The 26,921-nt window shown below is 58.5% G+C and carries 30 protein-coding genes; 18 read left to right on the top strand and 12 right to left on the bottom strand.

The annotated features are described in order from the left end of the window. The first annotated feature begins 496 nt into the window (after positions 1-496). The 10 genes from FHW77_RS07745 to FHW77_RS07700 all read left to right on the top strand — a co-directional run bounded on the left by FHW77_RS07745 (position 497) and on the right by FHW77_RS07700 (position 5,306). Entirely contained in the window at positions 497-1,063 is a 567-nt protein-coding gene (locus FHW77_RS07745) for a S24 family peptidase (protein ID WP_182590374.1), read from the top strand. 221 nt (positions 1,064-1,284) lie between these two features. Continuing rightward, positions 1,285-1,500: a hypothetical protein gene (locus FHW77_RS07740; protein WP_182590373.1), complete on the top strand. Its 216-nt coding sequence runs from the start codon at positions 1,285-1,287 to the stop codon at positions 1,498-1,500. A gap of 92 nt (positions 1,501-1,592) precedes the next feature. After that, a complete protein-coding gene (locus FHW77_RS07735) occupies positions 1,593-1,964 on the top strand; it encodes a hypothetical protein (RefSeq protein WP_182590372.1) in 372 nt (123 codons plus the stop codon). Continuing rightward, entirely contained in the window at positions 1,961-2,098 is a 138-nt protein-coding gene (locus FHW77_RS07730) for a hypothetical protein (RefSeq protein WP_182590371.1), read from the top strand. Before FHW77_RS07735 ends, FHW77_RS07730 begins: the two co-directional genes overlap by 4 nt. Positions 2,099-2,394: 296 nt before the next feature. Beyond that, positions 2,395-2,607, top strand: coding sequence for a hypothetical protein (locus FHW77_RS07725; protein ID WP_182590370.1), 213 nt, complete (start codon positions 2,395-2,397; stop codon positions 2,605-2,607). Next, positions 2,604-3,110, top strand: coding sequence for a hypothetical protein (locus FHW77_RS07720; RefSeq protein ID WP_182590369.1), 507 nt, complete (start codon positions 2,604-2,606; stop codon positions 3,108-3,110). Before FHW77_RS07725 ends, FHW77_RS07720 begins: the two co-directional genes overlap by 4 nt. After that, the gene (locus tag FHW77_RS07715) at positions 3,100-3,840 is read left to right on the top strand and encodes a hypothetical protein (protein WP_210276975.1); all 741 of its coding nucleotides are present in this window, start codon (positions 3,100-3,102) and stop codon (positions 3,838-3,840) included. The genes FHW77_RS07720 and FHW77_RS07715 overlap by 11 nt, the downstream gene beginning before the upstream one ends. 3 nt (positions 3,841-3,843) lie before the next feature. Continuing rightward, positions 3,844-4,017: a hypothetical protein gene (locus FHW77_RS07710; RefSeq protein ID WP_182590367.1), complete on the top strand. Its 174-nt coding sequence runs from the start codon at positions 3,844-3,846 to the stop codon at positions 4,015-4,017. After that, on the top strand, positions 4,004-4,261 hold the full coding sequence (locus FHW77_RS07705; RefSeq protein ID WP_182590366.1) for a helix-turn-helix transcriptional regulator: 258 nt from the start codon (positions 4,004-4,006) through the stop codon (positions 4,259-4,261). Before FHW77_RS07710 ends, FHW77_RS07705 begins: the two co-directional genes overlap by 14 nt. Continuing rightward, positions 4,245-5,306, top strand: coding sequence for a tyrosine-type recombinase/integrase (locus FHW77_RS07700; protein ID WP_182590365.1), 1,062 nt, complete (start codon positions 4,245-4,247; stop codon positions 5,304-5,306). Before FHW77_RS07705 ends, FHW77_RS07700 begins: the two co-directional genes overlap by 17 nt. A 275-nt stretch (positions 5,307-5,581) precedes the next feature. On the opposite strand, the gene FHW77_RS07695 is transcribed toward FHW77_RS07700, so the two are convergent. Next, positions 5,582-5,800, bottom strand: a complete 219-nt coding sequence (locus tag FHW77_RS07695; RefSeq protein WP_004442362.1) for a hypothetical protein — start codon at positions 5,798-5,800, stop codon at positions 5,582-5,584. A gap of 207 nt (positions 5,801-6,007) precedes the next feature. On the opposite strand from FHW77_RS07695, the gene FHW77_RS07690 reads away from it, so the two are divergent. Both FHW77_RS07690 and FHW77_RS07685 read left to right on the top strand, forming a co-directional pair. Then, positions 6,008-6,592, top strand: coding sequence for a GNAT family N-acetyltransferase (locus tag FHW77_RS07690; RefSeq protein WP_004442364.1), 585 nt, complete (start codon positions 6,008-6,010; stop codon positions 6,590-6,592). Positions 6,593-6,783: 191 nt separating this feature from the next. Then, on the top strand, positions 6,784-7,233 hold the full coding sequence (locus FHW77_RS07685; RefSeq protein WP_004442365.1) for a GNAT family N-acetyltransferase: 450 nt from the start codon (positions 6,784-6,786) through the stop codon (positions 7,231-7,233). A 148-nt stretch (positions 7,234-7,381) separates the two neighbouring features. Here FHW77_RS07685 and FHW77_RS07680 read toward each other — a convergent pair whose 3' ends face one another. After that, complete coding sequence (locus FHW77_RS07680; protein WP_004442368.1) at positions 7,382-7,537, bottom strand: hypothetical protein; 156 nt, start codon at positions 7,535-7,537, stop codon at positions 7,382-7,384. Between the two features lie 238 nt (positions 7,538-7,775). Here FHW77_RS07680 and FHW77_RS07675 point away from each other — a divergent pair, with 238 nt between their 5' ends. From FHW77_RS07675 to FHW77_RS07665, 3 genes are read left to right on the top strand one after another with little or no spacing between them, the layout of a single operon-like run. After that, positions 7,776-9,074 carry an efflux RND transporter periplasmic adaptor subunit gene (locus FHW77_RS07675; protein ID WP_004442370.1) on the top strand — a complete coding sequence of 433 codons (1,299 nt, stop codon included), beginning with the start codon at positions 7,776-7,778 and terminating at the stop codon, positions 9,072-9,074. Positions 9,075-9,088: 14 nt separating this feature from the next. Further along, positions 9,089-9,808: an ABC transporter ATP-binding protein gene (locus FHW77_RS07670; protein ID WP_004442374.1), complete on the top strand. Its 720-nt coding sequence runs from the start codon at positions 9,089-9,091 to the stop codon at positions 9,806-9,808. Further along, a complete protein-coding gene (locus FHW77_RS07665; protein ID WP_004442376.1) occupies positions 9,798-11,006 on the top strand; it encodes an ABC transporter permease in 1,209 nt (402 codons plus the stop codon). Before FHW77_RS07670 ends, FHW77_RS07665 begins: the two co-directional genes overlap by 11 nt. Before the next feature lie 10 nt (positions 11,007-11,016). Here FHW77_RS07665 and FHW77_RS07660 read toward each other — a convergent pair whose 3' ends face one another. Beyond that, complete coding sequence (locus tag FHW77_RS07660) at positions 11,017-11,487, bottom strand: DUF6714 family protein (RefSeq protein ID WP_234882505.1); 471 nt, start codon at positions 11,485-11,487, stop codon at positions 11,017-11,019. Positions 11,488-11,825: 338 nt separating this feature from the next. Here FHW77_RS07660 and FHW77_RS07655 point away from each other — a divergent pair, with 338 nt between their 5' ends. Further along, positions 11,826-12,101 carry a hypothetical protein gene (locus FHW77_RS07655; protein WP_004442381.1) on the top strand — a complete coding sequence of 92 codons (276 nt, stop codon included), beginning with the start codon at positions 11,826-11,828 and terminating at the stop codon, positions 12,099-12,101. Positions 12,102-12,317: 216 nt separating this feature from the next. Here FHW77_RS07655 and sufA read toward each other — a convergent pair whose 3' ends face one another. The 7 genes from sufA to FHW77_RS07620 form a co-directional block, all read right to left on the bottom strand. After that, the gene (gene sufA, locus FHW77_RS07650) at positions 12,318-12,707 is read right to left on the bottom strand and encodes a Fe-S cluster assembly scaffold SufA (protein ID WP_004442383.1); all 390 of its coding nucleotides are present in this window, start codon (positions 12,705-12,707) and stop codon (positions 12,318-12,320) included. A gap of 105 nt (positions 12,708-12,812) precedes the next feature. Further along, positions 12,813-13,196, bottom strand: a complete 384-nt coding sequence (locus FHW77_RS07645) for an SUF system Fe-S cluster assembly protein (RefSeq protein ID WP_004442386.1) — start codon at positions 13,194-13,196, stop codon at positions 12,813-12,815. A 36-nt stretch (positions 13,197-13,232) separates the two neighbouring features. Further along, positions 13,233-14,474 (bottom strand): cysteine desulfurase, encoded by a 1,242-nt coding sequence (locus tag FHW77_RS07640; RefSeq protein ID WP_004442389.1) that lies wholly within the window; start codon positions 14,472-14,474, stop codon positions 13,233-13,235. A gap of 110 nt (positions 14,475-14,584) precedes the next feature. Further along, on the bottom strand, positions 14,585-15,856 hold the full coding sequence (gene sufD, locus FHW77_RS07635) for a Fe-S cluster assembly protein SufD (protein ID WP_004442392.1): 1,272 nt from the start codon (positions 15,854-15,856) through the stop codon (positions 14,585-14,587). Between the two features lie 23 nt (positions 15,857-15,879). Beyond that, positions 15,880-16,635 carry a Fe-S cluster assembly ATPase SufC gene (sufC, locus tag FHW77_RS07630; protein ID WP_003522658.1) on the bottom strand — a complete coding sequence of 252 codons (756 nt, stop codon included), beginning with the start codon at positions 16,633-16,635 and terminating at the stop codon, positions 15,880-15,882. A gap of 179 nt (positions 16,636-16,814) precedes the next feature. Beyond that, positions 16,815-18,284: a Fe-S cluster assembly protein SufB gene (gene sufB, locus FHW77_RS07625; RefSeq protein WP_004442395.1), complete on the bottom strand. Its 1,470-nt coding sequence runs from the start codon at positions 18,282-18,284 to the stop codon at positions 16,815-16,817. Positions 18,285-18,482: 198 nt separating this feature from the next. Then, the gene (locus FHW77_RS07620; protein ID WP_004442397.1) at positions 18,483-19,652 is read right to left on the bottom strand and encodes a cysteine desulfurase family protein; all 1,170 of its coding nucleotides are present in this window, start codon (positions 19,650-19,652) and stop codon (positions 18,483-18,485) included. A 211-nt stretch (positions 19,653-19,863) separates the two neighbouring features. On the opposite strand from FHW77_RS07620, the gene FHW77_RS07615 reads away from it, so the two are divergent. Continuing rightward, positions 19,864-20,541, top strand: a complete 678-nt coding sequence (locus FHW77_RS07615) for an alpha/beta hydrolase (RefSeq protein ID WP_003522662.1) — start codon at positions 19,864-19,866, stop codon at positions 20,539-20,541. Positions 20,542-20,780: 239 nt separating this feature from the next. Here FHW77_RS07615 and FHW77_RS07610 read toward each other — a convergent pair whose 3' ends face one another. Beyond that, positions 20,781-21,902 (bottom strand): anhydro-N-acetylmuramic acid kinase, encoded by a 1,122-nt coding sequence (locus FHW77_RS07610; protein WP_004442400.1) that lies wholly within the window; start codon positions 21,900-21,902, stop codon positions 20,781-20,783. Between the two features lie 149 nt (positions 21,903-22,051). Here FHW77_RS07610 and tyrS point away from each other — a divergent pair, with 149 nt between their 5' ends. After that, complete coding sequence (gene tyrS, locus FHW77_RS07605; protein WP_004442404.1) at positions 22,052-23,305, top strand: tyrosine--tRNA ligase; 1,254 nt, start codon at positions 22,052-22,054, stop codon at positions 23,303-23,305. A gap of 43 nt (positions 23,306-23,348) precedes the next feature. Here tyrS and FHW77_RS07600 read toward each other — a convergent pair whose 3' ends face one another. Further along, positions 23,349-26,732: a YhdP family protein gene (locus FHW77_RS07600; protein WP_004442406.1), complete on the bottom strand. Its 3,384-nt coding sequence runs from the start codon at positions 26,730-26,732 to the stop codon at positions 23,349-23,351. Positions 26,733-26,921 lie beyond the last annotated feature (189 nt).

The raw sequence follows: 26,921 nt of genomic DNA, 5'->3' as shown, positions 1-26,921 counted from the left end.
AGTTACGGGTGGTGCCGGCTCACTACGCCCTTTTTCGTTTTTTTCTGCATGCACGACAACGCCGGCAGAGCTTCATGCTCCACCGGCGCTAAATTTTCGAAGTCATTGTTTGCGGTCTTTCTCATAGTCATCTCCCCTTCTGGCATTATTGGTTTTGTTATCGCCAGTTGGTTGCTGGCGTTTACGGCGGCCCGGTCACTGGCCGCCATCTTCTTCTACGGTCGGGCGCCTCATGCACCCGTCTTCTTCTCGCCGTCATGGCGCTCATGCCGATCAGCGCTTGGGTCGTCGATCGTCTTCTTTCGCAATCCTTAAACATGCGCATTCCCTTTCATGCTGCAGGTTCGTCTTGGGGTCTTTTGCCCTGTCGGCTTCTTGTTTGGCCGCTGTTGATTTTGGTTATGCGATAATCGAACTGAAACGTCAATAACTTTATTCGATTTTCGGAAAAGATTTTTGCGCAACTTTATGCGATAAACGAAAAATGGAACAGACTATGACTATGGATGACTTTCGCCGGTGGCTTCAGGATGGATTAGATCGCGTTGGAAAGACGCAATCTGACCTTGCCCGTCATGTGGGAAAGCCAGCGAACTACATCAACAAGATATTTTCAGAAAACCGCAAGATCGGCTTAGAGGAATATGTAGAGTTCGCCAAATTTGTTGGTGAACCTGCAATCCGCATCCCGATTCTAATTCGCGGAAAAGTCGGCGCGGGCGGGCACGTTCACGGCCTTGACGCAGGCGTCATAGGTGAAGTTGAGAATACCGGTGACTATCCCATTGATACGTCGGCCCTCGAGGTTGAGGGCGACTCAATGGGAGAAATGATCCCTGATGGGTCGGTGATTTTCTACGATACCGTCTATGAGTACCCCCAAGATTTACACATTAATAACATTTGCGTCGTCTGGCGCGCAGATGGAAAGGTTATGGTAAAGCGCCTTCTGCGGGGAACCCGAAAAGACCGATGGTCTTTGTACTCAATAAATGGAGGCGCGGTCGAAGAGGACGTTTTTATCGACTACGTCGCAAAGGTTACCGGCGTCAAATTTCGATAGCCAGCCTCACATGTGATTATGAAACCGCCCTTTGAGGCGGTTTTTTTGTGCGAGCCAAATAGGAATATTCTATTATCGAACAGAACAAATAGCGTACAATATCCTTTTTTCGAATCTTTTGTTTGACACTCTTATTCGTTTATCGCATAGTCGGCTCATCAGCAGCGACGAAGAAGCCCCCGCCGATCTCGCTGCCACCACAAGAACAGGAGATGACGACGATGAACGCCAACCATTGCAATCAAGAAACTGCAATCTTCGGGTTTCGCGTCGAGCGTTACGAGGAAACTCCCTGGAGTAAGGCTGGCTACAAGTTTCAAGTCACCAAGCGGGGCCACCTCTTCCATGCAGGGAAGTCCATGTACGAGACCGAGCAAAAGGCCTCGAAGGCCGCGGAACGTTATATCTGCGGACGAATGAAGAGGGCATCTGCTTAACAGCCGCCTGATCGCATTCGGCATCCGTCTCCGGGCGGGTCTCCAATTCGATCTCAACCACACCACGCCACCACCACAAGAGGAGATACACCATGTATAGACCGCGTCCCGAAGAGTTTGACGATATCGCTGTAGCTGCCGCACACGGCGCTGTTGCACAGTCCGACGAGCCGATGAAGCGCCCGGACCACAAGGCCAAGAAGCACGGCAAGCCCAAAACGAAATACGAATACATGCGCCGCTTCCCCAAGAAGCCGCGCAACGGCGAGGAAGTCAGCGGTGGCCACTTCGTATTCCGCCGTGGCGACAGCACCGGACGCATTCGTCCCTGCATGTGGCCCTTTGAGCATCCCTCCTACGATTCAGCGCTGGTCGAAGCCGCGCGTCTGCACAAAGAGCACGGCGGCACCTTCGAAGTGTTTGTTCGCGTCGGCCGCGTCGAGGCGCTGGAGGCCGGCGAATGAGCGCGGCTGCCATCAAAGAGCCGACCACAGTTCAGCAGATCATCACCGAAGAGCACGCCGACCTGTTGAAGGACATAGCCAGTTTTCTGGCTTTGTCGCTCTTCATCACCGCAGTGCTGATCTGGGCTTATTGAGGGGATTAACGTGGCATATGGCGACTATAACGGCCCCAATAAGCCTGACAAAGGGCATGAAGGCGGGAGCTGCAACCGAGCACTCTGCCAATGCGCCCCAGCCAATTGGTATAACCACGGCGCCCTTTCTTGGTACTGCGAGGCCTGCAAGGAGCAAATCTACGACCCCATCGGCCAGCGGTATTGGAAGCAGGACTTTCCTAACGCCACTCACCCGATGTTCGAAACACGCGAGATGATGGACGCCCGCCAAGCGTCATAACCACCACCAACCACCACCACTTGAGGAGACACAAATGTCGAGAAGACGCGACACCACCTACACCCCTGCCCCGTATTCCGGCGACGGTCTTGAAGTCGTAGCCAACCTTTCATCCGGAACCGCACCGACGGCCGTTCTCGTCGCAGTCGCCAAATGGCACGAGCGCAAGAAGGACGGCCGCAACCGTGTCATCGCCTCCAAGCTGCGCGAGCTGGTCGCGGCGAATGATAATGGGAGGAGAAGATGAGCGTCAATGATATCAAGAACGCGCTGGAAGGCGTGACGCCCGATCTGTTGCGGTACGAGGCTGACGCGATGTTCGCGGCTATCCAAGGAGAGCAACATGGCGATACGTTTCACGTTTACAACTGGGCGGACAAGCCTCACCGCGTTCTATACGACGCCATAGATTTGATGCGAAAGTCGGCATCCACCCTCGAAAGCTTGCAGCGCGAGAACGAGGAAAAGAGCGAACTGGCCCGCGCATTCGAAGCAGAAGCCAATCAGCTTCGCGAGGTATCTGTCGCCAACCGCCGTCGCGCCGAGGCAGCAGAGGCCGAGGTGAAGCGCTACCGTTCGGCCCTCATCGCCAAGGAACCGTCCGACCGAATGCTTCTTGCTGGATCGTTGGTCGATTGGAAAAAATACTCCGATAAAAAGGAAGCAGCTAGAGACGTGTGGAACGTCATGCACCGTAACGCTGGTGGTCCTGCCCTCGCCAGCACAGGAGGCGAACACCATGCAGAGTGAAAAGCAAATTGCAGCTGCACAAGGCGTCCTTGGCAGGGGTGGCGTCTATGTGGGCGCTGAGTTGATCCGCGCCGCCCTCGAAGCCGCCTTGCCCTCTGCGGAGCCGATAGGGTATGTAGACAAGGATGATCTGGAGCAAGCATCAAAAACCGGCGGACCTGTCCTCTTCCTGAGACGCCCCACTCCCGTCGATGTGCCTATCTACGCCGCCCCTCCCGCGCCATCCGTGGCCGTGAAGGCGGTCGCGCCGGTCGATGTTTACAAGGCATTTGCACCGTTCATCGAAAATGACACGTTCGACAAGGATCATGTAACGGCCATATCTCGCGCCGTTGCTTCCACCCTCTCCGCACAGGTGCAGGACGTGGCGGGGGAGTTGTCGCGCATAAACGACATGATGGAAGAGGGAGACGATGACGGCTCGCCTATCCTTCCTGAATTTGGAGAGGGCTGGTCCGTTGAAGCGAAGGTTGCTGCCTGTCTGCATCTTCTGGAAAAGCGCCGTGATGTGATCGAAGGCTTTACGGCGAAAGAAAATTGGCAGGACGATCCGGCACAAGACGAACGCTGGAATGCAGGATTTGATTTCGCCGTGATACAGCTTTGCAAAGTTCTGAAAGTCGATCCGAAGTCGATCAATTGGGACTGCGCTACGGAAACCTTAGAGGGCGATGCCCAATCTCAAATCCACAAGGTTCTCGCCGCTGCACCCGCGAAGCAGGAGGGCTGAGACATGAGCGACGACTTGACGCCAGAGATGATAGATACTGCGGAAGCAAACATCCGCGGTGATCATCGGTCCGGAAAGATATCGACAGAGCAGTTCCAGAAGGAAATGCTGATCGTTGCGAGGGCAAGGCTATATGCGCTTGCTAAATCGCAGGAGGGCGGCAATGTCACCAGCTAATGACAACGCCCCTCGCCTCATGGGCAGAAGAGAAGCTGCAGCCTATCTCGGCATTGGGCAGTCAACGTTCTCGCTGTGGGTATCAACCAACAAGATGCCGGCAGCTATTGCCGGCACTCGCAAGTGGGACAAGCGAGCGATTGACGCTAAACTCGATGAGATAAGCGGGCTGCTGCCGGCGAACGACAATACCGAGGATGAATTCGAACGATGGGAGCGCGAGCAGAATGCGCGAAAAGCTTAAGGGTCTAGCTAGGGTCAAAAAGCGGCTCGCAAGCGGCAAAACCATAACATACTGCTACGCTTGGCGCGGCGGCCCGCTGTTGAAAGACAAGGCAGGCCGTCCGCTGCAACCGGGCGATCCTCTGCTCATGCGGGCATTCGTTGAAGCCACCAAAGATCGCTTCATCGATCAGACCGACAACATGAATCGGCTGATTACCGAATACAAATCATCGACGGACTTCACCGGCCTTTCTCCCAAATCGCAGAAGGAATACAGCCGATACATTGACAAGGTGCGCGATGCATTCGGTACGATGAGCCTTGTAGCTATCCAGGACAAGCGCGCTCGAGGCAAGTTCAAGGAGTGGCGTGATGGCATGGCCGACAAGCCTCGCAGCGCAGACTTCGCGTGGATGGTGCTTGCCCGCATCCTGTCAGTGGCAAAGGACCGTGGCCGGATCTCGATAAATCAGGCGGAACGCGGCGGTCGCATCTACAGTGTCGATCGCAACGAAAACATCTGGACCGACGACACCTTGGCGCGCCTTTTCGCCGTGGCGTCCGATGAGATCAAAGCTGCAGTCATCATGGCGCTTTGGACGGGCCAACGTAAGGGAGACATCCTCAAGGCTCCGTGGAGCGACTATGACGGCTCACACATCAAGGTGAAGCAGGGCAAGACCGGCGCACGCGTAAAGATCCCCGCCGGCGCCGAGCTGCGCGAGTTACTGGACAGCATGCCGAGGATTTCGCCCACCATCCTCACCAACAAGCGCGACAAGCGCCCCTGGACCTCTGACGGGTTCAATACCAGTTGGACGAAAGCGAAGGCCAAGGCCAGCATCACGGATCTAACCTTCCATGACCTACGCGGCACGGCCGTCACGCGGCTGGCGATCGCAGGATGCTCGGTGGCGCAGATCGCAGCGATCACCGGCCACAGCCTCAAAGACGTCGAAGTCATCCTTGATGCTCACTATCTCGGCGGCAAAGCTGCCCTCGCTGAGGAGGCGATAAAGAAGCTCGAAGACTATCGAGCAACGCCAAATAAGAAGCCCGCTTGACGCGGGCTTTTTTCATTCCGCTCTTGCCACGACAGGTTGAAGCGCGCTATCGTCAAAATACAGTCAGCTAAACGCAGAGCAGTTTGCAAACGAATTGTAACGTACTGATTTTCGGTGGCAGATATTAGAAGCAGTTTGTTCTCATATTTTCGCAATCATTACATAAAAACCTAGCTTCTAAGCAGTAGGTCGCAGGTTCGAGTCCTGCAGGGGTCGCCACCGCTTTCTTGCATTCCCCACAAATGACTGGTTTGGGTTCGATCGCAGACACGGTTTCATTCCGTATTTGCGCTCCGGCGATCCTTCGCTCTTCTCCATTTCATGAGATACCCGAAACCCGGTCCGATCAGCGTGCCGCCGATAACCCATTCCACCAAGGTCAGAGGTCGCTCGTCCGGATCGTGGCCAGTCAGGTAAAGAAAGAGAAAAAACGCGATAACGCCGCCGATCAAGAGGGTGATCGGAAACAACACACTGTCGCGAAAGCCTTTCATGCGATCCACTCCCTTGGCCGTGTTGATAGGTATTGGATATGATGCCGTTGGCAAACGCCTTTTGCAGCCGCCACGGCAAGTTATTTATCGGGCGGGATTGCGCAGGGGTCGTACCATTGTAAGCGACGGAAGACGACCTACCTAGAGGCCGAGTTTAACGAGGCCGCCCCGGGGTTCCCGGAGGGGCAAAAATCAATCAGGTACTTGATGCAACTTCAAAAATTAGGTGCACCGCTTTCGACCGACCGCCTTGTCCTGCGCGAATTCACAAGAGGCGATTTCCCCGGCTATTCAGCCTACCATTCTCTGCAGGAGGTTTACCGGTATCTTTACGCTGCACCTCCAACTGGAGATGCTTTGCAAGAGCAGTTCTCGGCGATTTTGGCGGCACCATTTGAGAAGGATGGCGACACCTATCGACTGGCCGTCGAGCGAAAGGCTGACAACGCACTGGTCGGTGAAGTCCTGTTGAAGCTGGCAAGTGTTGATGCACTGCAGGGAGAGGTTGGATATATTTTCAATCCAGAATTCGCGGGGAACGGGTATGCAACGGAGGCTGTTGGCGCGATGGTCAGCATAGGCTTCTCGTCAATCGGATTTCATCGAATCTTCGCGCGGCTGGACGCTGCGAATGAGGGTTCGGTCGGCGTTGTTGAGCGCCTTGGACTGCGTCGAGAAGCGCATTTGATCCAGAACGACCGCTTCCGAGACGTCTGGGGAGACGAGTATATTTACGCGGTTCTTGCTTCGGAATGGAAATCGCGCGCCGGCGTAATTTTGCCGTCCGCTTAGGGCCGACGGCCATAATCGCGCAGAAGCGCCAATTGCGGTCATTGATTAATTGTTTGCTGTCCCCTAAAAGCCGCCCAATAGCAGAGGAGATTTATGCGCAGAGGCTTGTGATTTCGACCGCAATTTGCGGCTTCACCTGGCACCAGTATCGGTAGCCGGACCTTTTTGCATATCTTTTCTGCGGAGTTCTCATGAAATTCGAGGACGTTATCATCCGGCCTTTCGAGGCCTCGGACACAGTAAATCTCTCCAACATCTGGCTCGAAGCCTCGTTGCTTGCTCATCCGTTTATCGGCGAGCGTCGTTTGATGGAGCAAAAGGCACTTATTGAGGAACAATATTTGCCTGGCGCCCAAACGTGGGTCGCAACATTAAACGGCCAAGCTGCGGGCTTTATCAGTCTGCTCGACACTTTCATCGGCGGCTTATTTGTTTCCCCGTGCCATCAAGGCCTCGGTATCGGGCGTAAACTCGTTTCGCACGCGCTGAATTTGAAGGGCGAGCTTTCGCTTGAAGCCTATACTGAAAACGTGCAGGCGATGGGCTTCTATAGATCGCTCGGCTTTCAGGAGCTTTCCCGTCGTGCGATTGATGATGAAGGTTATCCGTTCGAAAATGCCCGTTTGCGGCTAGTCGGCTAAGGGCAACTTGTCGGGCGACACGGTAGTCGCCCGACAACCGCTTTGGCCAATCCCCGTGATCAGAATGAGCGGCGGAGGCCCACCGCTTTAGCCGATTTGCATACTTCCATCCTGCTCCTAAGCAGAACGCCTATGCCAGCACTTTGCTCTACCCCTGCCCCATCAGCGTGAAATAGCCCCATGCGGCCGCGAAAAACAATATGACAGCCGCAACCGTCAATGCCCTCTTCGCTTTTGGCCCGAGCGGTTCGCGCGGCTTCTTCGGCGGCACCGGTTTGCGGAACTTCACCACATTGTCGTTCATTTCATCATCGTCCTGAATGTCGCTGCTGAAACCTCTGCCGCATCTGTGGCATCGGCTTTTCGAATACCTATCTCTAGCAGACCAGAACTATCATAAATATTACCAAGTTTTCACTTCACCCTTGGGGCAAGCTATGTCACTTCCCACAATCAGAGGAATATAACGGCGACAGACGGACGAACAAACCGGAGAGCGGCGGCAACTCTCTGTAGTATTTTGAACTTTGCGGGTGACGAGAATGAATGACGCCAATACCAGTGGCAGCGATACCAAAAACAGCCAGCCCGATCTGCGCGAGATTTTGGGGACGACCAGAAACGGCCGCAAGAAAAAGTCGCGTCGGTTCCTCTATGTGGCAGCAGCCATTGTGCTGATTGGCGGCGGTCTTGGTTATTATTACCAGTCACGCGCAGGCGGTGTGGCTTATAGCTACACCACGGAAGCAGCGCGTCAGGGCGATCTCTCGGTCATCGTCACCTCCACCGGCTCGGTTCAGCCGACGGATCAGGTTGATATATCGAGCGAACTGTCCGGCACGGTGCGCAAGGTCAACGTCACCTACAACACCCCGGTCAAGGCCGGAGACGTTCTGGCGGAGCTGGATACCAACAAGCTGGAAGCCGACGTGCAGAGCGCCCGCGCCAAGCTCGCTTCCGCCAAGGCCAATGTGCTGAAGGCCCGCGCGGACCTTGGCTCGGCAAAGACATCCATGGAGCGCCTGCGATCCCTGGTTCAGAACCGCGTCTCCAGCCAGCAGGATCTGGACGCCGCGCAGTTCACCCATGATGCGGCGGCCGCAACGCTTGAGGTTAATGAGGCGACCGTGCTGTCGGCGGAAGCCGATCTGCGGCTCGCCGAGGTCAATCTGGGCAAGGCCAAGATCGTTTCGCCGATCGATGGCGTTATCCTCACCCGCAGCGTCGATCCCGGCGCCACGGTCGCCTCCTCGCTCAATGCCCCTGTTCTCTTCACCATCGCCGGCGATCTGCGCCACATGGAGCTGCAGGTCTCGGTGGATGAGGCCGATGTCGGCAAGGTGGAAACCGGGCAGAAGGCCACATTCAACGTCGATGCCTATCCCGACCGCAGCTTCCCGGCCGAGATCGAGACCGTGCGCTTCGCCTCGGAAACCGTATCCAACGTGGTGACCTATAAGGGCATATTGACGGTCGACAATGCAGAACTGCTGCTTCGCCCCGGCATGACGGCAACGGCCAATATCATCGTTGAAGAGATCAAGGACGCCCTGCTGGTACCCAATTCCGCGCTTCGTTATACACCGCCGCGCGAATCCGCTTCGCGTGGGGGCGGGTTGATGAGCCTGTTCCGACCGCCCCGCATGGGCCGCCCGCAAAACCGCGATGCCGGCCAGGCCGCCCAGGGTAAAAGGACGGTCTGGGTGCTGCGCAACAACAATCCGCTTTCCGTCGCAATCGAAACTGGCTCCACCGACGGCCAGCATACCGTGGTGAAATCTGGCGAATTAAAAGCCGATGACCAGGTAATTACCGACGCAACGGCCCGTAACGCCGGCTGACGGAGGACAAGCGCATGCAACAGCCGCCGCTCATCGAGTTCCGTGATGTCGTGAAGCAATATGGTCGCGGCGAAGCGACGATCCGCGCGCTCGACGGCGTCAGCCTGTCGATCCGCGAGAAGGAATTCGTCGCCATCATGGGACCGTCGGGATCGGGCAAATCCACCTCGATGAACATCATCGGCTGTCTGGACGTCCCATCGGCTGGCGAATATCTCTTCCAGGGCGTGCCGACCAGCGGCTTCGATAACGAACATCTGACGCTCTTGCGCCGGCACATGCTCGGTTTCGTGTTTCAGGGCTTTAACCTTCTCTCCCGCACCTCTGCGGTGGAAAATGTCGAACTGCCGCTGATCTATCGGGGCATGAAGGCTTCGGAACGGCGTGAGCGCGCCATGGAGGCGCTGGCACAGGTGGGACTGAAAGGTCGCGAAGATCACACCACGCAGGAGCTTTCCGGCGGCCAGCAGCAGCGTGTGGCCATTGCCCGCGCCATCGTCACCCGCCCGGCCCTGCTTCTGGCCGACGAGCCGACCGGCAATCTCGATACGAAGACGAGCGTCGAAATCATGGAACTGATAACTTCGCTCAATCGCGACAAGGGCATCACCGTCGTCATGGTAACCCATGAGGAGGATATCGCCGCTTATGCCGGGCGCCTGCTGCGTTTTGTCGACGGCCACCTCGCCTCCGACAGCGCCGCGGATCATAAGGAGACATTGGATGTTCTTTGAAACATCGCGTCTTGCGCTCCGCGCCATCAGCCGCAACCTGTTGCGCTCCTTCCTCACCGTGCTCGGCGTCGTCATTGGTGTGGCCGCCGTCATTGCCATGGTCACCATCGGCAACGGTACGACCGAGCAGGTAAAATCGGAATTGTCACGGCTCGGCACCAACATGCTGTTCGTGCGCCCCGGCCAGTTCGGCCCCGGCCGCGCCAGCACTGAAGCCAAGCGCTTCGATGACCGCGATGTCGAGGCGATCCGAAACCAGATATCAGGCATACGCGCCGTCGCACCGCAGAACCGCAGTTCCGCAGCAACCGTCATTTTCGGCGGCAAGAACCACCAGACAAGCGTCATCGGCACCACCAATGATTACCTGATCGCCCAGGACTGGACGATCGCGCTGGGCCGTGACTTCCAGCCCGCCGAAGATCGCGGCGGTCAGATCGGCTGCATCATCGGCGAAACCGTGCGTCAGGAACTGTTCGGTGCGGAAAACCCTGTGGGACAGACGATCCGCGTCAGCAACATCTCCTGCCCCGTCATCGGCGTTCTCGCCCGCAAAGGCCAGTCCGGCCTCGGCGACGATCAGGACGACACGATCATCATGCCGCTCAAAATCCACCAGCGGCGCATTGGCGGCACCACCACCATTTCCTCGATCATGGTTTCGGCGCAGGATGGCGTTTCCACCGCCAAGGTGCAGAGCGACCTGCAAAACCTGCTGCGCGAGCGTCGCCGCATCAACATCGGCCGCGAGGATGATTTTACTGTCAACGACATGACGCAGATCGCTTCCGCCATGACCGGCACGACGACGCTTCTCACCGGACTTCTCGGCGCGGTCGCCGCCGTCAGCCTTCTCGTGGGCGGCATCGGCATCATGAACATCATGCTGGTCTCGGTAACAGAGCGCACGCGTGAGATCGGCATTCGGCTTGCCATCGGCGCATTGGAAAAACAGGTGCTGACACAGTTTCTGGTGGAAGCGGTGATGCTCTCGGCCTTCGGCGGCATCGTCGGCATCCTCACCGGCCTCGGCCTCGCCTACGCGGTCGTCAGCTTCCTCAACGTGCCTTTCGTCACCAGCCCATCGATCATCTTCCTCGCCTTCGCCTTTTCAGCCGCCATCGGCGTGATTTTCGGCTATTTTCCCGCGCGACGTGCGGCGAGTCTCAGCCCGATCGAAGCCCTGAGACACGAGTGATCAATCCGGCCTAACGATCTGCGGCTTGCCGCCATTCCTCAAGCGCCTGTTCTACATCGGTCTGGTAAGACGGCGGGTAGTTTCGCTGCAGGAGGGCGTGCAAATATAATTCAACGGCCCGCCTTTGAGCGTCGTTCAACAGCGCAAATTTCTCCGGGCGGCCGCGCAGATGGGGCACGAACTCGTGCCGGTAACAACCGTCGAGATCGGCGATCATGTAGGCGGGTAGATGAAACCGCATTGCTTCGGCATCAAAAAACGCAGGACTGGCGGAGTGGAGGTCCACGTCCTCCACCGTGATCGCAGACCAATCGTCCTTTTCATCCTCGGCGCGGCGGGCGGCAAGCACATCATGGCTCGCGTAATCATCAATCGCGGCGGCCTCACGAAGACCCACACCGCCGCCTAGGGTGACGTGCGCGAAAGCAGCATTTACCGCCGCCCTTGCCGTGGCCGTGATCTCCCCTGCCGGTCTCAACACGTGAACCGCCCGTTCAATGATGGCCCCCTCCGCCCCCGTCTCCACGCACCGTTGGCCACTCGCCGCCTTCAGTTCGTTCGAACTGAACGCCTTCCGTGGTGGCTGATGACACGCGCCTGCGTGCTTTAGCCTCCCAAGAAAAGGAGAGGAAAAGAATACCGACAACCAACGTCAGGCCGACCAGAATGCCGGCAGCAACGAGGCCAAGTGTCCAAACATCAATCGAGCTGCTGCTATTCCCCACGCCGGCTACCCCCTCACTGAAACCATCCGCATTCAATCTTGCTTCATGACGTCAATCGGATAGGCTCTCCGGAAATCTACCGCATGGAGTCTCGATGTTCAAATCCGTATCCGATAGCGCTGCGGCTGCAGACGGCGGATCGCTTGCCCTTTTTGTGGAGCGACAGGACGGGCAGACGGAAGTGTTTGTGATCCATCGCTCGCTCGCATCGCGCGGGACGCCTCACTATAACAGGATCACGTCAAGCCTCCGGCCACTCTCTGCAGAAGATTGTCGGGAGATCGCCGCGGCTCTCGAACCGCTATTGATGACCACGCCATCAATCCATCCGCTGGCCGATTTCATCGAAGCCTTCAAACAGCAGTCATGATCCTTGGAAAGCTGATTTTGCGTGAGACGCAGTCTGCGGAAAAAACCTGAAACTTGTCATCCGTTACCCTCGGGCTTGACCCGAGGATCTACAAACGTCTCAAGCGATTTGACGGGGATGGAACCCTCGGGTCAAGCCCGAGGATGACGTCGCGTTTGTGGGAGCGCTGTGTGCATAAGAATGTCTACCTCTCCATCGCAGAGATAGCGTAACCAATCAAACGCTGGCTTCTGCCTCACGCTGCTTTGCAAGCGCGGCGAGATCCGCAGGCTTCAGCTCAACCGATTCACCGCAGCCGCAGGCAGAGGTCTGGTTCGGATTGTTGAAGGTGAAACCGGAGCGCATCTTGGTCACTTCGAAATCCATCTGCGTGCCGAGCAGATAAAGCACGGCGGAAGGCTGAACCCAGACTTTCGCGCCTTCGAATTCCACCAGATCGTCCTTCGCATCCGGCTCGGTCACGAGGTCGATGGTATATTCCATGCCCGCGCAACCGCCCTTCTTAATGCCGACGCGCACGCCCTTGGCGTCCGGTCCGGAATTTTCGACGATCGCTTTAACGCGCGAGGCAGCAGCCCCGGTCATGGTCATGATTGCAAAGCCCATGGGCCCATTCTCCTTCGACAATCGAGTTCAAGGCTCGATGCTTATGGAATTCAATTTAAGTGCGCCTGACGATGTCATCAAGGGATGACACCAGGCAAAATCAAATCAGTACCAGCCGACGGCAACCTGCGCTTCTTCCGACATGCGGTCCGGCGTCCACGGCGGATCGAACGTCATTTCGACGGTGACACCGGAAACACCTTCGACGGCGCCAACGGCGTTCTCCACCCAGCCCGGCATTTCGCCAGCGACGGGGCAACCGGGGGCCGTCAGCGTCATGACGATCTTGACCATCCGGTCGTCTTCGATATCGATCTTGTAGACCAGCCCGAGTTCGAAGATGTCGGCCGGAATTTCCGGGTCATAAACGGTCTTCAGCGCCGCGATCACATCGTCGCTGAGGCGTGCAAGCTCATCCGGCGGAATGGTGGATACCTTTTCCTGAGCTTCGGTCGCATCCTGGGTCTTTGCAGTGGCATCGGCAGTCATGGTCTTAAACCTCAATCCTGATTTCAAGCTGCGATATCAGGCGAAAAATTTGCGCGCATATTCCAGCGCCTCGACAAGAGAGTCTACTTCGGCGCGGGTATTGTAAAGGCCGAACGATGCCCGGCATGTGGAGGTGACGCCGAAGCGTTTCAAGAGCGGCATGGCGCAATGGGTGCCGGCCCGCACGGCAACGCCGCGCCGGTCGATCACCATCGAGACGTCATGGGCGTGAATGCCCTCAAGCTCGAAGGAGAAAATGCCGCCCTTGTCAGGCGCGTTGCCGATGATGCGCAGCGAATTGATCTCGCGCAGCCGCTCGGCGGCATAAGCGGCAAGATCGGCCTCGTGTGCTGCAATCGCGGCACGGCCGAGATTGTCCATGTAATCGAGCGCGTAACCGAGGCCGATCGCCTGCACGATGGGCGGCGTACCCGCTTCGAAACGATGCGGCGGCTCGTTATAGGTGACATTGTCTTCGGAGACGTCGAGGATCATCTCGCCGCCGCCCTGGAACGGCCGCATCTCGCGCAGCCGGTCGGCCTTGCCATAGAGCACGCCGATGCCGGAGGGACCATAAAGCTTGTGGCCCGTCATCACATACCAGTCGCAATCGATATCCCGCACATCCACAGGCATATGAACAGCGCCCTGTGATCCATCGATCAGCACCGGAATGCCACGCTCATGCGCGATACGGCAGATTTCCTTGACCGGCACGATGGTGCCGAGCGCATTCGACATATGGGTGATGGCAACGAGCTTGGTGCGCTCCGTCAGGCTCTTTTCGAAAGCCTCGATATGAAATGCGCCGTCATCATCAACCGGCACCCAGACGAGCTTGGCGCCCTGCCGCTCGCGGATGAAATGCCACGGCACGATATTGGAGTGGTGCTCCATGATCGAGATGACGATCTCGTCGCCCTCGCCGATCTTGGGCATGCCATAACCGTAAGCGACCGTATTGATCGCCTCGGTGGAGGATTTGGTGAAGACGATCTCGTCCACCGAATCGGCATTGAGGAACCGGCGCACTTTTTCGCGCGCCGCCTCATAGGCGTCGGTTGCGGCATTGGAGAGGAAATGCAGACCGCGATGCACGTTAGCGTACTCATTTGCATAAGCATGCGAAACGGCGTCGATCACCACCTGCGGTTTTTGAGCGGACGCGCCGTTGTCGAGATAGACCAGCGGCTTGCCATAGACCTCGCGCGACAGGATCGGGAAATCCTTGCGCACGGCTTCGATGTCATAAGGGGCCGCCATTGCGGTCTGGTCCATTTCTCGGGCCCTTTCATGGTGCTCTTCTGGAGAGCTCCGGTTTTTGCACAGCGTTACCGCTGCTTCACCTCATCCTCGGGACAAGCCCGAGGATGACGACGGAGAGGTTGCTAAGCGTGATGCTCCAGCCAGCCGGAAATGATCGTCTCCAGCGCCTCTACCAGATTTTCTTCTTCCAGTTCCTCGACGATCTCGGCAACGAAGGCGTTGACGAGCATCGCCCGTGCCTTTGCCCGCGGAACGCCGCGTGCCATCAGGTAGTAGAGATGGTTGTCGCTGATATCGGCAACCGTCGCGCCATGGCCGCACTGAACGTCGTCGGCGAAGATTTCCAGTTCCGGCTTTGCCGAGAACTCGCCATCGTCAGACATGAGCAGCGTGTTGCACGCCATCTTCGCGTCGGTCTTCTGGGCATCCGGTGCGACCCGGATCATGCCCTGGAAAATGCCCTTCGCGCGGTCGAACACCACGTTGCGGAAAACTTCCGTCGAGGTCGTGTTCGGCACGTTGTGGCCAAGAACCATCGTCACGTCCGTATGGGTTTCGCCACCGAGAAGGTTGACGCCGCGAACGATGAGATCAGTGCCCTCACCTTCCACATCGATGCGCAGTTCCTGACGCACCAGCTTGCCGCCGGCATTGATCAGGAAGAGACGCAACTTGGCTTCCGCGCCAAGCTTGATGCGCAGCTGGCCAAGGTGAATATCGGCGCCACCCTGCTGTTGCAAAAGGATCCAGGTTGCTTCCGCGCCATCCTCAACGACGATATCGCTGACCGAGGAGACCAGCGCCGCATCGGGCGTCACCGAAAGGTGACGCTCAATGACGGTCGCTTTCGAACCCTTGCCGAAGCGCACCGGGAAGCGGCTGTGAACCTGGCCTGCGCCATGGATAGCCTGCAGTTCGATCGGCTTGTCGAGCTCAGCATCGGCGGGAATTTCGACCACGAGGCCGTCACGCACAAAGCTGCCATTGATGCGGCCAATCGTGTCATCCTTGCTGGCTTCCGCAAGGCCAGCCGCGGCAGAGCCATCGAGCAGGCTGTCGGCAAAGCGCGATACGCTGACACCATCGACCTTGCCGATATCGGCCGTGCCATGCAGCATGTAAGCCACAGGCGAACCGGCAATAATCGACGCAGCCTTCTCGATGACAGGCGCGGGCCGGTCTTCCGGAACCGTGCGCAGCAGGCTCTTCAGATCGGTATAGTGCCAGGCCTCGATGCGGCGTGTCGGAAGACCACCTGTCTTCAGATCGTCGAACAGCACGTCACGCGCGGCAACCACGGCGCCGTCGCCGGGCAGCTCGCTGAACTTGGCGGTATAGGCATCGACCAGCGCGGTTTCCGCTGGCGTCAGCCGGTTGGTAGCTTGAATGTTCATGGACATCACCTCCTGGCCTTCGATCAGGCCGCTTCACCGATGATGTCGGCGTAACCGTTGTTTTCCAGTTCCAGCGCGAGAGCCTTGTCACCCGAGCGGATGATCTTGCCCTTGTAGAGAACGTGAACGCTGTCAGGCACGATGTAGTCGAGCAGGCGCTGATAGTGGGTGATGACGACGGTCGCGCGATCCGGCGACTTCAGCGCATTGACGCCGTCAGCCACGATCTTCAGCGCGTCGATGTCGAGGCCGCTATCGGTTTCGTCGAGAACGCAGAGCTTCGGCTCCAGAAGCGCCATCTGCAGGATTTCGGCACGCTTCTTCTCACCGCCGGAGAACCCGACGTTGAGCGGACGCTTCAGCATCTCCATGTCGATCTTCAGATCGCCGGCTGCTTCCTTGACGCGGCGGATAAAGTCCGGCGTCGTCAGTTCGGACTCGCCGCGCGCCTTGCGCTGCTCGTTCATCGCGACCTTCAGGAACTGCATGGTGGCAACACCCGGAATTTCGACCGGATACTGGAAGGCAAGGAAAATGCCCTTCGCAGCCCGCTCGGCAGCGTCCAGCTCCAGAATGCTTTCGCCGTTATAGAGAATGTCACCGGAGGTGACTTCGTAGTCCTCACGGCCCGACAGGATGTAGGACAGCGTCGACTTGCCGGAACCGTTCGGCCCCATGATGGCAGCAACCTCACCGGCGGCAACCTTCAGGTTAAGACCCTTGATGATCTCGGTTTCGGTATCGGCGATCTTTGCGTGCAGGTCGATGATTTCAAGCATGGTATTGTTCCTGTTCATGGTGCGGTTTCAAGGACCGCCTCGTGCGCCCCATCAGGGCTTGTCTCAAATCTCTCATCCGTCATCCTCGGGCTTGACCCGAGGATCCAGGAAGTGGGTTGTCTCTGCTCAGGCCAAGGGCCGTAGATCCTCGGGACAAGCCCGAGGATGACGAGGAAAACTTATCCCACAGACCCTTCGAGCGAAATGCCGATCAGCTTCTGCGCTTCCACGGCAAATTCCATCGGCAGTTCCTGAATGACTTCCTTCACGAAGCCGTTGACGATCAGCGCGATCGCCGCTTCCTCGGGAATGCCGCGCTGCAGGCAATAGAACAGCTGGTCTTCGGAAATCTTCGACGTCGTCGCCTCATGCTCGAAGTGCGCGGAGGAGTTCTTCGCCTCGATGTAAGGCACGGTATGCGCGCCGCACTTGTCGCCGATCAGCAGCGAGTCGCACTGCGTGAAGTTACGCGTGTTGGTCGCCTTGCGGTGGGCCGAGACCTGGCCGCGATAGACGTTTTCTGAGAAACCGGCGGCGATACCCTTGGCGATGATGCGGCTCGACGTGTTCTTGCCGAGATGGATCATCTTGGTGCCACTGTCGATCTGCTGGTGACCATTGGAGACCGCGATCGAATAGAACTCGCCACGGCTGTCATCACCGCGCAGGATGCAGGACGGGTATTTCCAGGTGATGGCCGAACCGGTCTCCACCTGCGTCCACGAGATCTTCGAGCGGTTGCCACGGCAATCGCCGCGCTTGGTCACGAAATTGTAGATGCCGCCCTTGCCTTCCTTGTCGCCCGGATACCAGTTCTGGACGGTGGAATATTTGATTTCGGCATCATCGAGCGCCACGAGTTCAACAACGGCGGCGTGAAGCTGGTTCTCGTCGCGCTGGGGAGCGGTGCAGCCTTCCAGATAGGAGACGTAAGCCCCCTCTTCGGCGATGATCAGCGTGCGCTCGAACTGGCCGGTGTTCTTTTCGTTGATGCGGAAATAGGTGGAAAGCTCCATCGGGCAACGAACGCCCTTCGGCACGAACACGAAGGAACCGTCAGTAAAGACGGCCGAGTTCAGCGTCGCATAAAAATTGTCCGTCGTCGGAACGACCGAGCCGAGATATTTCTTCACCAGCTCCGGATGCTCGCGCACGGCTTCCGAAATCGACATGAAGATCACGCCGGCCTTGGCCAATTCTGCCTTGAAGGTGGTGACGACCGAAACACTGTCGAACACGGCATCAACAGCGACCTGACGCTTTTCGACGCCAGCGAGGATTTCCTGTTCTTTCAGCGGAATGCCGAGCTTTTCATAGACCTTCAGCAGCTCCGGGTCGACTTCATCGAGCGACTTCGGGCCGGGGGTGCTTTTCGGCGCGGCATAATAATAGAGATCGTTGAAGTCGATCTTGGGGTAGCTGACGCGCGCCCAGGTCGGCTCTTCCATCGTCAGCCAGCGCTTGTAAGCCTCAAGACGCCATTCCAGCATCCATTCCGGCTCCTGCTTCTTGCCCGAGATGAAACGGATCACCTCTTCCGAAAGACCCTTCGGGGCCTTGTCGACTTCGATATTGGTTTCGAAGCCGTATTTATACTGGTCCACATCGATCTGGCGGACCTGATCGATCGTTTCCTGAACCGCTGCCATGTCGTTCTCCAATCTCGCCGGAGCCAAGGTCCGGTGGCTTGTCAACGTATCAAGGCGGAAAGCCGCCTTATTCATCTTCGGGCAAATCGCTCCGAGCCGTCAGCCGGGGCAGAGCTTATACCCATGTAGGTGCGGGATGGCGCTTTTCACACATCCCGGCAAGCGGAAAATTGCTAATCCGCAATTCTTTGCCGCATTTTACGCGGCCTGACCGGAAAGCTTGCGCCGTCCGGCAATTTTCGCAAACGCCGCGAGCGTCCGTTCAATGTCCGCCTCGTCAGTCGCGTGGCCAATCGAAATCCGGAGCGCGCCGAGCTTGGGATCGCGCCCCATCGCGCTCAGCACATGGCTTTCGCCCACCTTGCCCGATGAGCAGGCCGACCCTGCCGACAGTGCGATACCTTCTATATCGAAGGCGATCTGCCCGGTCTCGGCCTTCAGGCCCGGAAGCGTGAAAAACGTTGTGTTGGCGACGCGCATGACATCGTCACCGTGGATGATCACATCAGGCGCGTTCACGCGCATACCGTTTTCCAGCCGCGCCCGCAGCGCGGAAAGACGCGCCGCCTCAACCTCGACATTCCGGGAGGCAAAAGCCGCAGCGGCACCGAAACCGATGACCGACAGGGTATTTTCCGTACCCGAACGATGGCCCTTTTCCTGGCCGCCACCATGGATCAGCGGCTTCGGCATCATCACCTCGCCGCGCGAGATAAGAGCGCCGCCACCCTTCGGGCCACCGAGCTTGTGAGACGAAATCACAAGGAAATCCGCATCGAGCGCGTTGATATCGAGCGGCACGCGGCCGGCAGCCTGAACAGCGTCGACAACCATCAGACCGCCCGCCGCATGAACCAGCCGCGCCGCTTCCGCCACAGGCTGAAGGATGCCGGTCTCGTTATTAACCAGCATGCAAGCGACCAGCGGCAGCCCGGACGACCTGTCATGCGAAGACAGCAACGCTTCAAGAGCGGCAAGATCAAGGACACCCGCTGACGTAACGGGAACTTCCGTTACGTCACTCTTTTCGAAACGGCCACCTTCGCGGAATGCCGGATGCTCGATGGCGGAAACATAGAGCCGGCTTACCCGAACCGGGCTGCGTCCCATCCTGAATTCCGGCACAAGCACCAGATTGGCCGCTTCCGTCGCACCGCTGGTGAAAGTCACATGCGCCGGCTCAGCGCCGCCAAGCGCCGCAACCTCCCGGCGAGCCGTCTCGACGGCCGCGCGGGCGGCACGCCCTTCCCGGTGGACGGAAGACGGATTGCCGGCAAGATCAAGCGCAGACACAAGCACCTCCCGCACGGCCGGCAGAAGCGGCGCCGTGGCGTTCCAGTCCATATATGTGCGCGTCAAAACCGTCATCGCCGAAAGGCTTCATCCAATCTTCAATGCGCGAAAACGCATTTTTCTTGAAATTACAGTTGCGCTTGCCTTATGACACCACCCGAGTGCTTTAGCACACGCAAAGTTTCGAATTATTCTAAACTGCGTTCTAGAAAAGATGACAGAGTTCGTCAAGTCTTCTCATCGGAAGAATGCGGTTGGAGAATGAAAAAACACGACCGGAGTACCAATGCCCGAAGTCATCTTTAACGGCCCTGCGGGTCGCCTCGAAGGCCGTTATCAACCCTCCAAGGAAAAGAGCGCGCCGATCGCGATCATCCTTCATCCGCACCCGCAGTTCGGCGGCACGATGAACAACCAGATCGTTTATCAGCTCTTCTATCTTTTCCAGAAGCGCGGTTTCACGACGCTCCGGTTCAACTTCCGTTCGATTGGCCGCAGCCAGGGCGAGTTCGATCACGGTGCGGGCGAGCTGTCCGATGCCGCCTCGGCGCTCGACTGGGTGCAGAGCCTGCATCCGGATTCCAAGAGCTGTTGGGTGGCGGGTTACTCCTTCGGCGCCTGGATCGGCATGCAGCTTCTGATGCGCCGCCCGGAAATCGAAGGTTTCATGTCGATTGCCCCGCAGCCGAACACCTACGACTTCTCCTTCCTTGCGCCCTGCCCGTCTTCTGGCCTCATCATCAACGGCGATTCCGACAAGGTCGCGCCCGAAAAGGATGTCAACGGCCTGGTCGAAAAGCTGAAGACGCAGAAGGGCATTCTCATCACCCACCGCACCGTCCCCGGCGCCAACCACTTCTTCAACGGCAAGGTGGATGAGCTGATGGGCGAATGCGAGGACTATCTCGACCGTCGCCTGAACGGCGAGCTTGTGCCGGAACCGGCTGCCAAGCGTATTCGGTGATTTGGGGCGTATTTAAAGCAGGCCTTGATCGACCTATTATGATCCCGGCGGGCTTGGCTTACCCCCCTCTGCCCTGCCGGGCATCTCCCCCTCAAGGGGGGAGATCGAATCGTAGCACAACCTTTCGGCCATCTTGAACGTCCCAGCTGAGGCGAAGAGTAAGCCTCCTGCTGATCTCCCCCCTTGAGGGGGAGATGCCCGGCAGGGCAGAGGGGGGTAAGCCCCACCCGCCAACGTCATCAGCATCGCACCAAAACCCCACCCGTCACCGGCTCCTTCACCCCCGTCGTACCGGGATAGGTCAGCGGCAGCCCCTTCAGCGACCGAACGGCCAGATAGGCCCAGGCCTCCGCCTCCATCGCCCCACCATCGAACCCCGCCTCTTCCGCCGCAATCACCCGCGCTCCGACCTTTGCGGCTAGGTCTGCAAACTCCGCCATGATCACCGGATTGAGCCGACCGCCACCACAGACCACATAGGTCTTCGCCGCCTCCGGCAGATAGCTTGCCGACTTCAGAATGGCGGCCCCCGTCAGATGCGCCAAAGTCCGTGCACCATCGGCCAGCGAGACCTCACCCTTTTCCGGGGGCGCAAAATCGCTGCGATCCAGCGAACGGCGAATATTACTGGAAAAGAACGGGCTTTCCATATAACTCGCCACCAGCGAGGCAATGACGCTGCCACCCGCCGCCGTCCTGCCGCCTTTGTCGAAAGCCTTGCCGGTATGCGCCTCGATCCACTGGTCGATCAGCATATTGCCGGGGCCGCTATCGAAAGCGGCAAGCTGGCCAGCTTCACCGATGAAGGTGAGGTTGGAGATACCGCCGATATTGACGAAGACCGCAGGCGTCTCAAACCCGCCAGGTAGGTTGGCGGACAGCGCCATATGATAGGCCGGAATGAGCGGCGCGCCCTGCCCGCCATGCACCATGTCATTGGCGCGCATATCGTAGACCACGTCGATACCGGTTTCTTCAGCCAGCAAAGGTCCGTCACCGATCTGCACCGTCAGCGCCTCATCCGGCCGGTGCAGCACTGTCTGGCCATGAAAGCCGATGACATCGATTTCGCCAGGCAGAAGCCGGTGACGATGGAGAAAGGATTTCACCGCCGCCGCATGGGCAAGCGTCAGCTTCCGTTCAGCCTCACCAAGATCGCCCGGACGCTCACGCCGTTCGCGAATGGATTTGGCTGTCGTCAGCGCCTTCTGCCAGATGGCCCGCAGGCCGGGATCATAGGGAAAATAGCCGCTTGGCCCATGCCGCACCACGCTCTCGCCATCGGTACGCAGAAGCGCGATATCGATGCCGTCCATCGACGTGCCGCTCATCAGTCCGATTGCCGTTTTCACCTCACCCACCTGTCGCTCCCCTGCAATCTCGAATCATGCTGACCTTGAATCCCGACATTCATGGCCGAAACGGGTGCACATTTCAAAAAACAATGATAAAGCCGCGACGGTCACCGGTTTTCGATGGCCGTAAAGATCAAACCAGAAAGTAAAAGGTTATGTCCAGGTTCAAGTCCGATTTCCTCCGCACGCTCGATGAGCGCGGCTTCATTCACCAGATCTCCGATGAGGCAGGTCTCGACGAATTGTTCGCCAAGGAAACCGTGACCGCCTATATCGGCTATGACCCGACGGCCTCGAGTTTGCATGTCGGCCACCTCACCCAGATCATGATGCTGCACTGGCTGCAGCAGACCGGCCACCAGCCGATCTCGCTGATGGGTGGCGGCACCGGCATGGTAGGCGACCCCTCCTTCAAGGAAGAGGCCCGCAAGCTGATGACGATCGACATGATCGAGGACAACATCACCTCGCTCAAGCACGTCTTCGCCAACTACCTCGATTACGACCGCCCCGGCAACCCGGCGCTGATGATCAACAATGCCGACTGGCTGCGCGGATTGAACTATCTCGAATTCCTGCGTGACGTCGGCCGCCACTTCTCGGTCAACCGCATGCTGTCCTTCGACAGCGTGAAGACACGACTCGACCGCGAGCAGTCGCTGTCCTTCCTCGAATTCAACTACATGATCCTGCAGGCCTACGATTTCGTGGAACTGAACCAGCGCACGGGCTGCCGCCTGCAGATGGGCGGCTCTGACCAGTGGGGCAACATCATCAACGGCATCGACCTCGGTCACCGCATGGGGACACCGCAGCTTTACGCGCTGACCTCGCCGCTTCTGACCACCTCCTCGGGTGCGAAGATGGGCAAGTCGGCCTCGGGCGCCGTGTGGCTGAACAAGGACCTGCTGCCGGTCTATGATTTCTGGCAATACTGGCGCAACACCGAAGATGCCGACGTCGTTCGCTTCGCCAAGCTCTTCACGACCCTGCCGATGGAAGAGATCGCGCGTCTGGCTACGCTCGGTGGATCGGAAATCAACGAGGCGAAGAAAATCCTGGCGACCGAGGTAACCGCGATCCTGCACGGCCGTGCCGCTGCTGAAGAAGCCGCGGAAACGGCGCGCAAGACCTTCGAAGAGGGCGCGCTGGCCGAAAACCTGCCTTCCATCGAGGTTCCGGCCTCCGAACTTGAAGCTGGCGTCGGCGTCCTCTCGCTCATCGTCCGCGCAGGTCTCGCCGGTTCGAATGGCGAGGCCCGCCGCCATGTTCAGGGCGGTGCGGTGAAGATCAATGATCAGGGCGTTTCCGACGAGCGCCAGATGATAGGCACCGGCGAAGTGACGAGTGATGGCATCATCAAGCTGTCGGTAGGCAAGAAGAAGCACGTGCTGGTTCGCCCGGCGTAAACCAGCGCCAAACCCGCATCAAGGGCCGCGAAAGCGGCCCTTTTTATTGGAACTCGAAAATCTGCCTGAAAACACCGGGCGCAATCAGCGACAGCGGGTTGATCGTCAGCTTCGGCTGGTCCGTCTGGCCGGAAAGCTTGAAGGTAATGCCGAGCAGGCCGCGGTCGCGCCCGTTGCCGAGGAAGATGCCGATAAAGGGCAACTCGCCGAACAGCCGGTTCAGCCCGTAGGCGGGCATGAAGGTGCCGGTCATGTCCATGCGGCCATTCTGATCCTTCAGCAGCCCCTGAAACGTTGCGCCGATCTGTTCACCGCGCACAACCCCGTTTTCCACCGCGATCGAACCGTTGACATACACAACCCGAGCAAAGCCGCGCTGGAACTTCTCCGAACTGACATCGATGTTGCGGCGGACCGCATTGTTGAGGCTCCTGCCATCCTCGCCCGTGGGCGTTGCGACGATGTCCTGCAACTTGGCCTCGTTGACCACGGAGAAATTGCGCAGATCCAGCGAGCCGCTCCAGTCGCTGCCATTGGCGGTCGTCAGTGCGAGGTTGAGAAGACCGCCACGAATGCGGCTGTAGATATTGGCAAACCGCGCGAGCGAACCCGCATCGCTGCTGGTCAATGTCACAGTCCCCGTCGCGCCGCGATTGGTGGTCTGCGCGACCACCGCCTGTCCGTTGCCGGTCACGCCGCGAAAATCGATCGAGCGCACCTTGCCGTCACGCACGCTGACATCGGAATTGACATTGGCAAGGATCTCATCGTTGAACCCGTAGACCTTGTCAAACTGCGCCTTGATGGAAAGAGATGGCTGCGAACGAGACGTACCATCGCCACCGCCGGCGGGACTGCGCAGCTTCGACAGGAAAGGCCTTAGATCCGCGGATTTTCCGGAAGCATTGATAATATAGCCGTTTTTCGAAGCAGCCAACGAAACGGCATAATTATCGGAGGGCGACAGCTGCACGCGGCTGAGATCGGCCGAGATCAGACCGCTCTTGTTGAAGGCAATGTCGCCGGCGGCACCGAAACCATCGCCATCAAGGGAAAAATCCGTGATTGCGGTGCGACCGTCCGCCACTTCCATGGTAAAGGCGGCTTTTGCCGGAATGCCGATGCCCTTGCTCCAGCCAAGCCCTGGAAGAATGATCGACGCCTTGGTCAGATCGAGCCGTACGTCCTGGCGTTTGGGATCGGCACCGTCGATCTCCAAAACGGTTGTGCCACCGAGAACCGAGGACAGCTCCGGCGCGAGTTTGGCAACCTGTGTCTCGGTCAACGTGGCCTTCAGGGACAGGGTGGGAGCCACACCGCTGTTCTTGCGCACGGGCTCCGTCATCTCGATATCCATCGGCACGTCATCGACGCGGCCTTTGCCCTGAAGCAGGAGCTGACGGTCGTTCAACGTCATGAAGCCGTCGAGCGCCGTCACCTTGTGGCCGGCGAAGGGTTTCGTCAGCGACAGGTTTTTCAGATCGAGATCGGCCGTCCACACCGGCGGAGGCGGGTTCTGGCTGGAAAGCAGGCCGATGGTCAGTTTCGCATTGGCTTGCACATCGCCGGCGAAATCCTCCGGCTTGAACTGCGTGTCCTTGAGCGCATTGATCGGCTTCAGTGTCGCAAGCTCCGCTACGGCATCTGCGGAGCCCGATACGCTGAGTTCGAGATTTCCAAGCAGAGGCTTGTCATAAACCGAGGAAATCACGAACCGGCTGTTCTCAAGCGCCAGCGAACGGTTGGACGGGAAATAGGACGTCGCCCGCTTGATTTCGACGGCCATCTTGCCGCCTACGAGATCGAAATGCGCATCGACATCACGCAGGGGCGGAATGTCGCCGGTGGTGTTAAGGCGCGTATCGTCAATGTCGAAACGAATCTGCATTTCGCTCTCGCCGAGCACCAGCGGGCAACCGGGACCGCACATCCGGCCCTGCGGGATGAAGATTGCGATGGAGCCATTGGTGACCGTGCCGCCATAAAGATTGGAAACCACCCAGTCGCGCGGCTTGTGCGCCATCCAGAAAGGCCAGAGCTGCTTGACCGCCGTGGCCTCCATCTTCGGTATCTGTCCGCCGAAGCTGATTTCGGGCGACCCTTCGCCGAACCGCATTTTCAGCGATCCCGCCATGTCTCCGAGTGGGCTCGTGACATAAAGCGATGAAACGTCGAGTTGCTTCGTCGCAGCCGTGAAGTGACCGTCCGCCTTCAGGCTGAAAGGAACCGGGGCCTCGCCCGAGGCTTCGGACGAAGCAACCGCATCGTCGATGCGGAGGGACAGACCAAAACCCTCCTCCGTATCGCTGATTACGCCGGCGACCGGAATGATCGTACGTCCAAGTTCCACCCGCGAGTTGTCGATGACAAGCGTGCTTTTTGCGAAATCGTAACGTGCATTCACCGTGCCGGCCGTGAAGGGCTGGGCCTCGCCGCCGATCCGAAGCGTGCCGTTACCGAGGCCGAGCGAGATGTCGAGACGCGGCTCCTGCCCCTCCTTGGCCCGGCGGGCAACGATGTTGATGCCCGTCTTGACATTCAGCCCCTCATGGAGGTTTCCGTCCGGATCGTATTTTTCCAGAAACGGGCCAATGTCGAAGCCATCGATACGGGCCTGGAAACCGTCGATCACGCCGCCGGCACCTGAGGTCTTGAGTGACACGCTGGCGATTTCGCCGTTGAACAGCGTTTCCCCGTCAAGCGAATAGCCGCCCTGCTGGTCTGGCGTCAGCGACAGTTCCCGCACCTCGATGGTGCGCGGCTTGCCCAGTTCGCCCGGCGGCAGATGAACGGAAACGCTGGAAATATCGATTTCCTCGGTTCCGCTGCTCAGGAAAGCCTGTGCCAGCTTGTCGAGCTGCCCGAAGGCTTCCTGCAATTGCAGCGGCACGGCGTCGAGCTTGACGCTGGCAAGATCGAACCCGCTGCCCTTGGGTAAAAGCGCCGTATCCAGCTCCATCCCGTCGGCTTCTAGGCTCTCCACCGACACGCGACCCGCCAGAAGCGCGAGGGGATCGAGCGCCATGCCGATCGCCCGCGCCCTGCTCAGATGCTGGCCGGATTCCTTCTCGACGATATCCACATCCTCCGCCACCAGCGCAAGGCGCAGTCCGGTGGAGAACCTGATCGCCGATGATCCGATTCGCGCGCTGTAATGCGGTCCGAGCGCCCGTTCCAGCGCCTGCTGCGCCTGGCTGGACAGCGCATTGTCAATCGAACCGGTCTCGACGGAAAGAATGATGCCGCCGATAGAGAGGAAGGCGAGCACGAAAAGAGCCGCGAAAACCTTGAGGAAAGCACGCGCCATGGAACGCGGCGGCGGGCAATGCACGATGATGGGATCCTCGGCCTGAGCCGAAGGCAGATCGTGCAGCGCAACGATATCGCGCCTGCCGAACTTGACCTTTTCACCCCTGACTTCAGCCATACGCCCGTATTTGCCCCTGAATAGCTTTTGTTTCGCCGCAACACCGGAGCGGGATGGCGAAAAGTGTAAGCGGTCCTCGTCTGGAATCCCGCTCAAATTCCTTGACCCGGATCACGATTGGGATTTGAGGTCGAAACGATCTGAAATCCCAATCGTGATCTGGACGACGCGCGGTTTCGCTATATATCG

It is taken from the genome of Agrobacterium sp. RC10-4-1 (assembly GCF_014138475.1).
Taxonomy (GTDB): Bacteria; Pseudomonadota; Alphaproteobacteria; order Rhizobiales; family Rhizobiaceae; genus Agrobacterium; species Agrobacterium pusense.
Note: the sequence above shows the minus strand (reverse complement) of the source record. Positions and strands in the feature narration are given on the sequence as shown.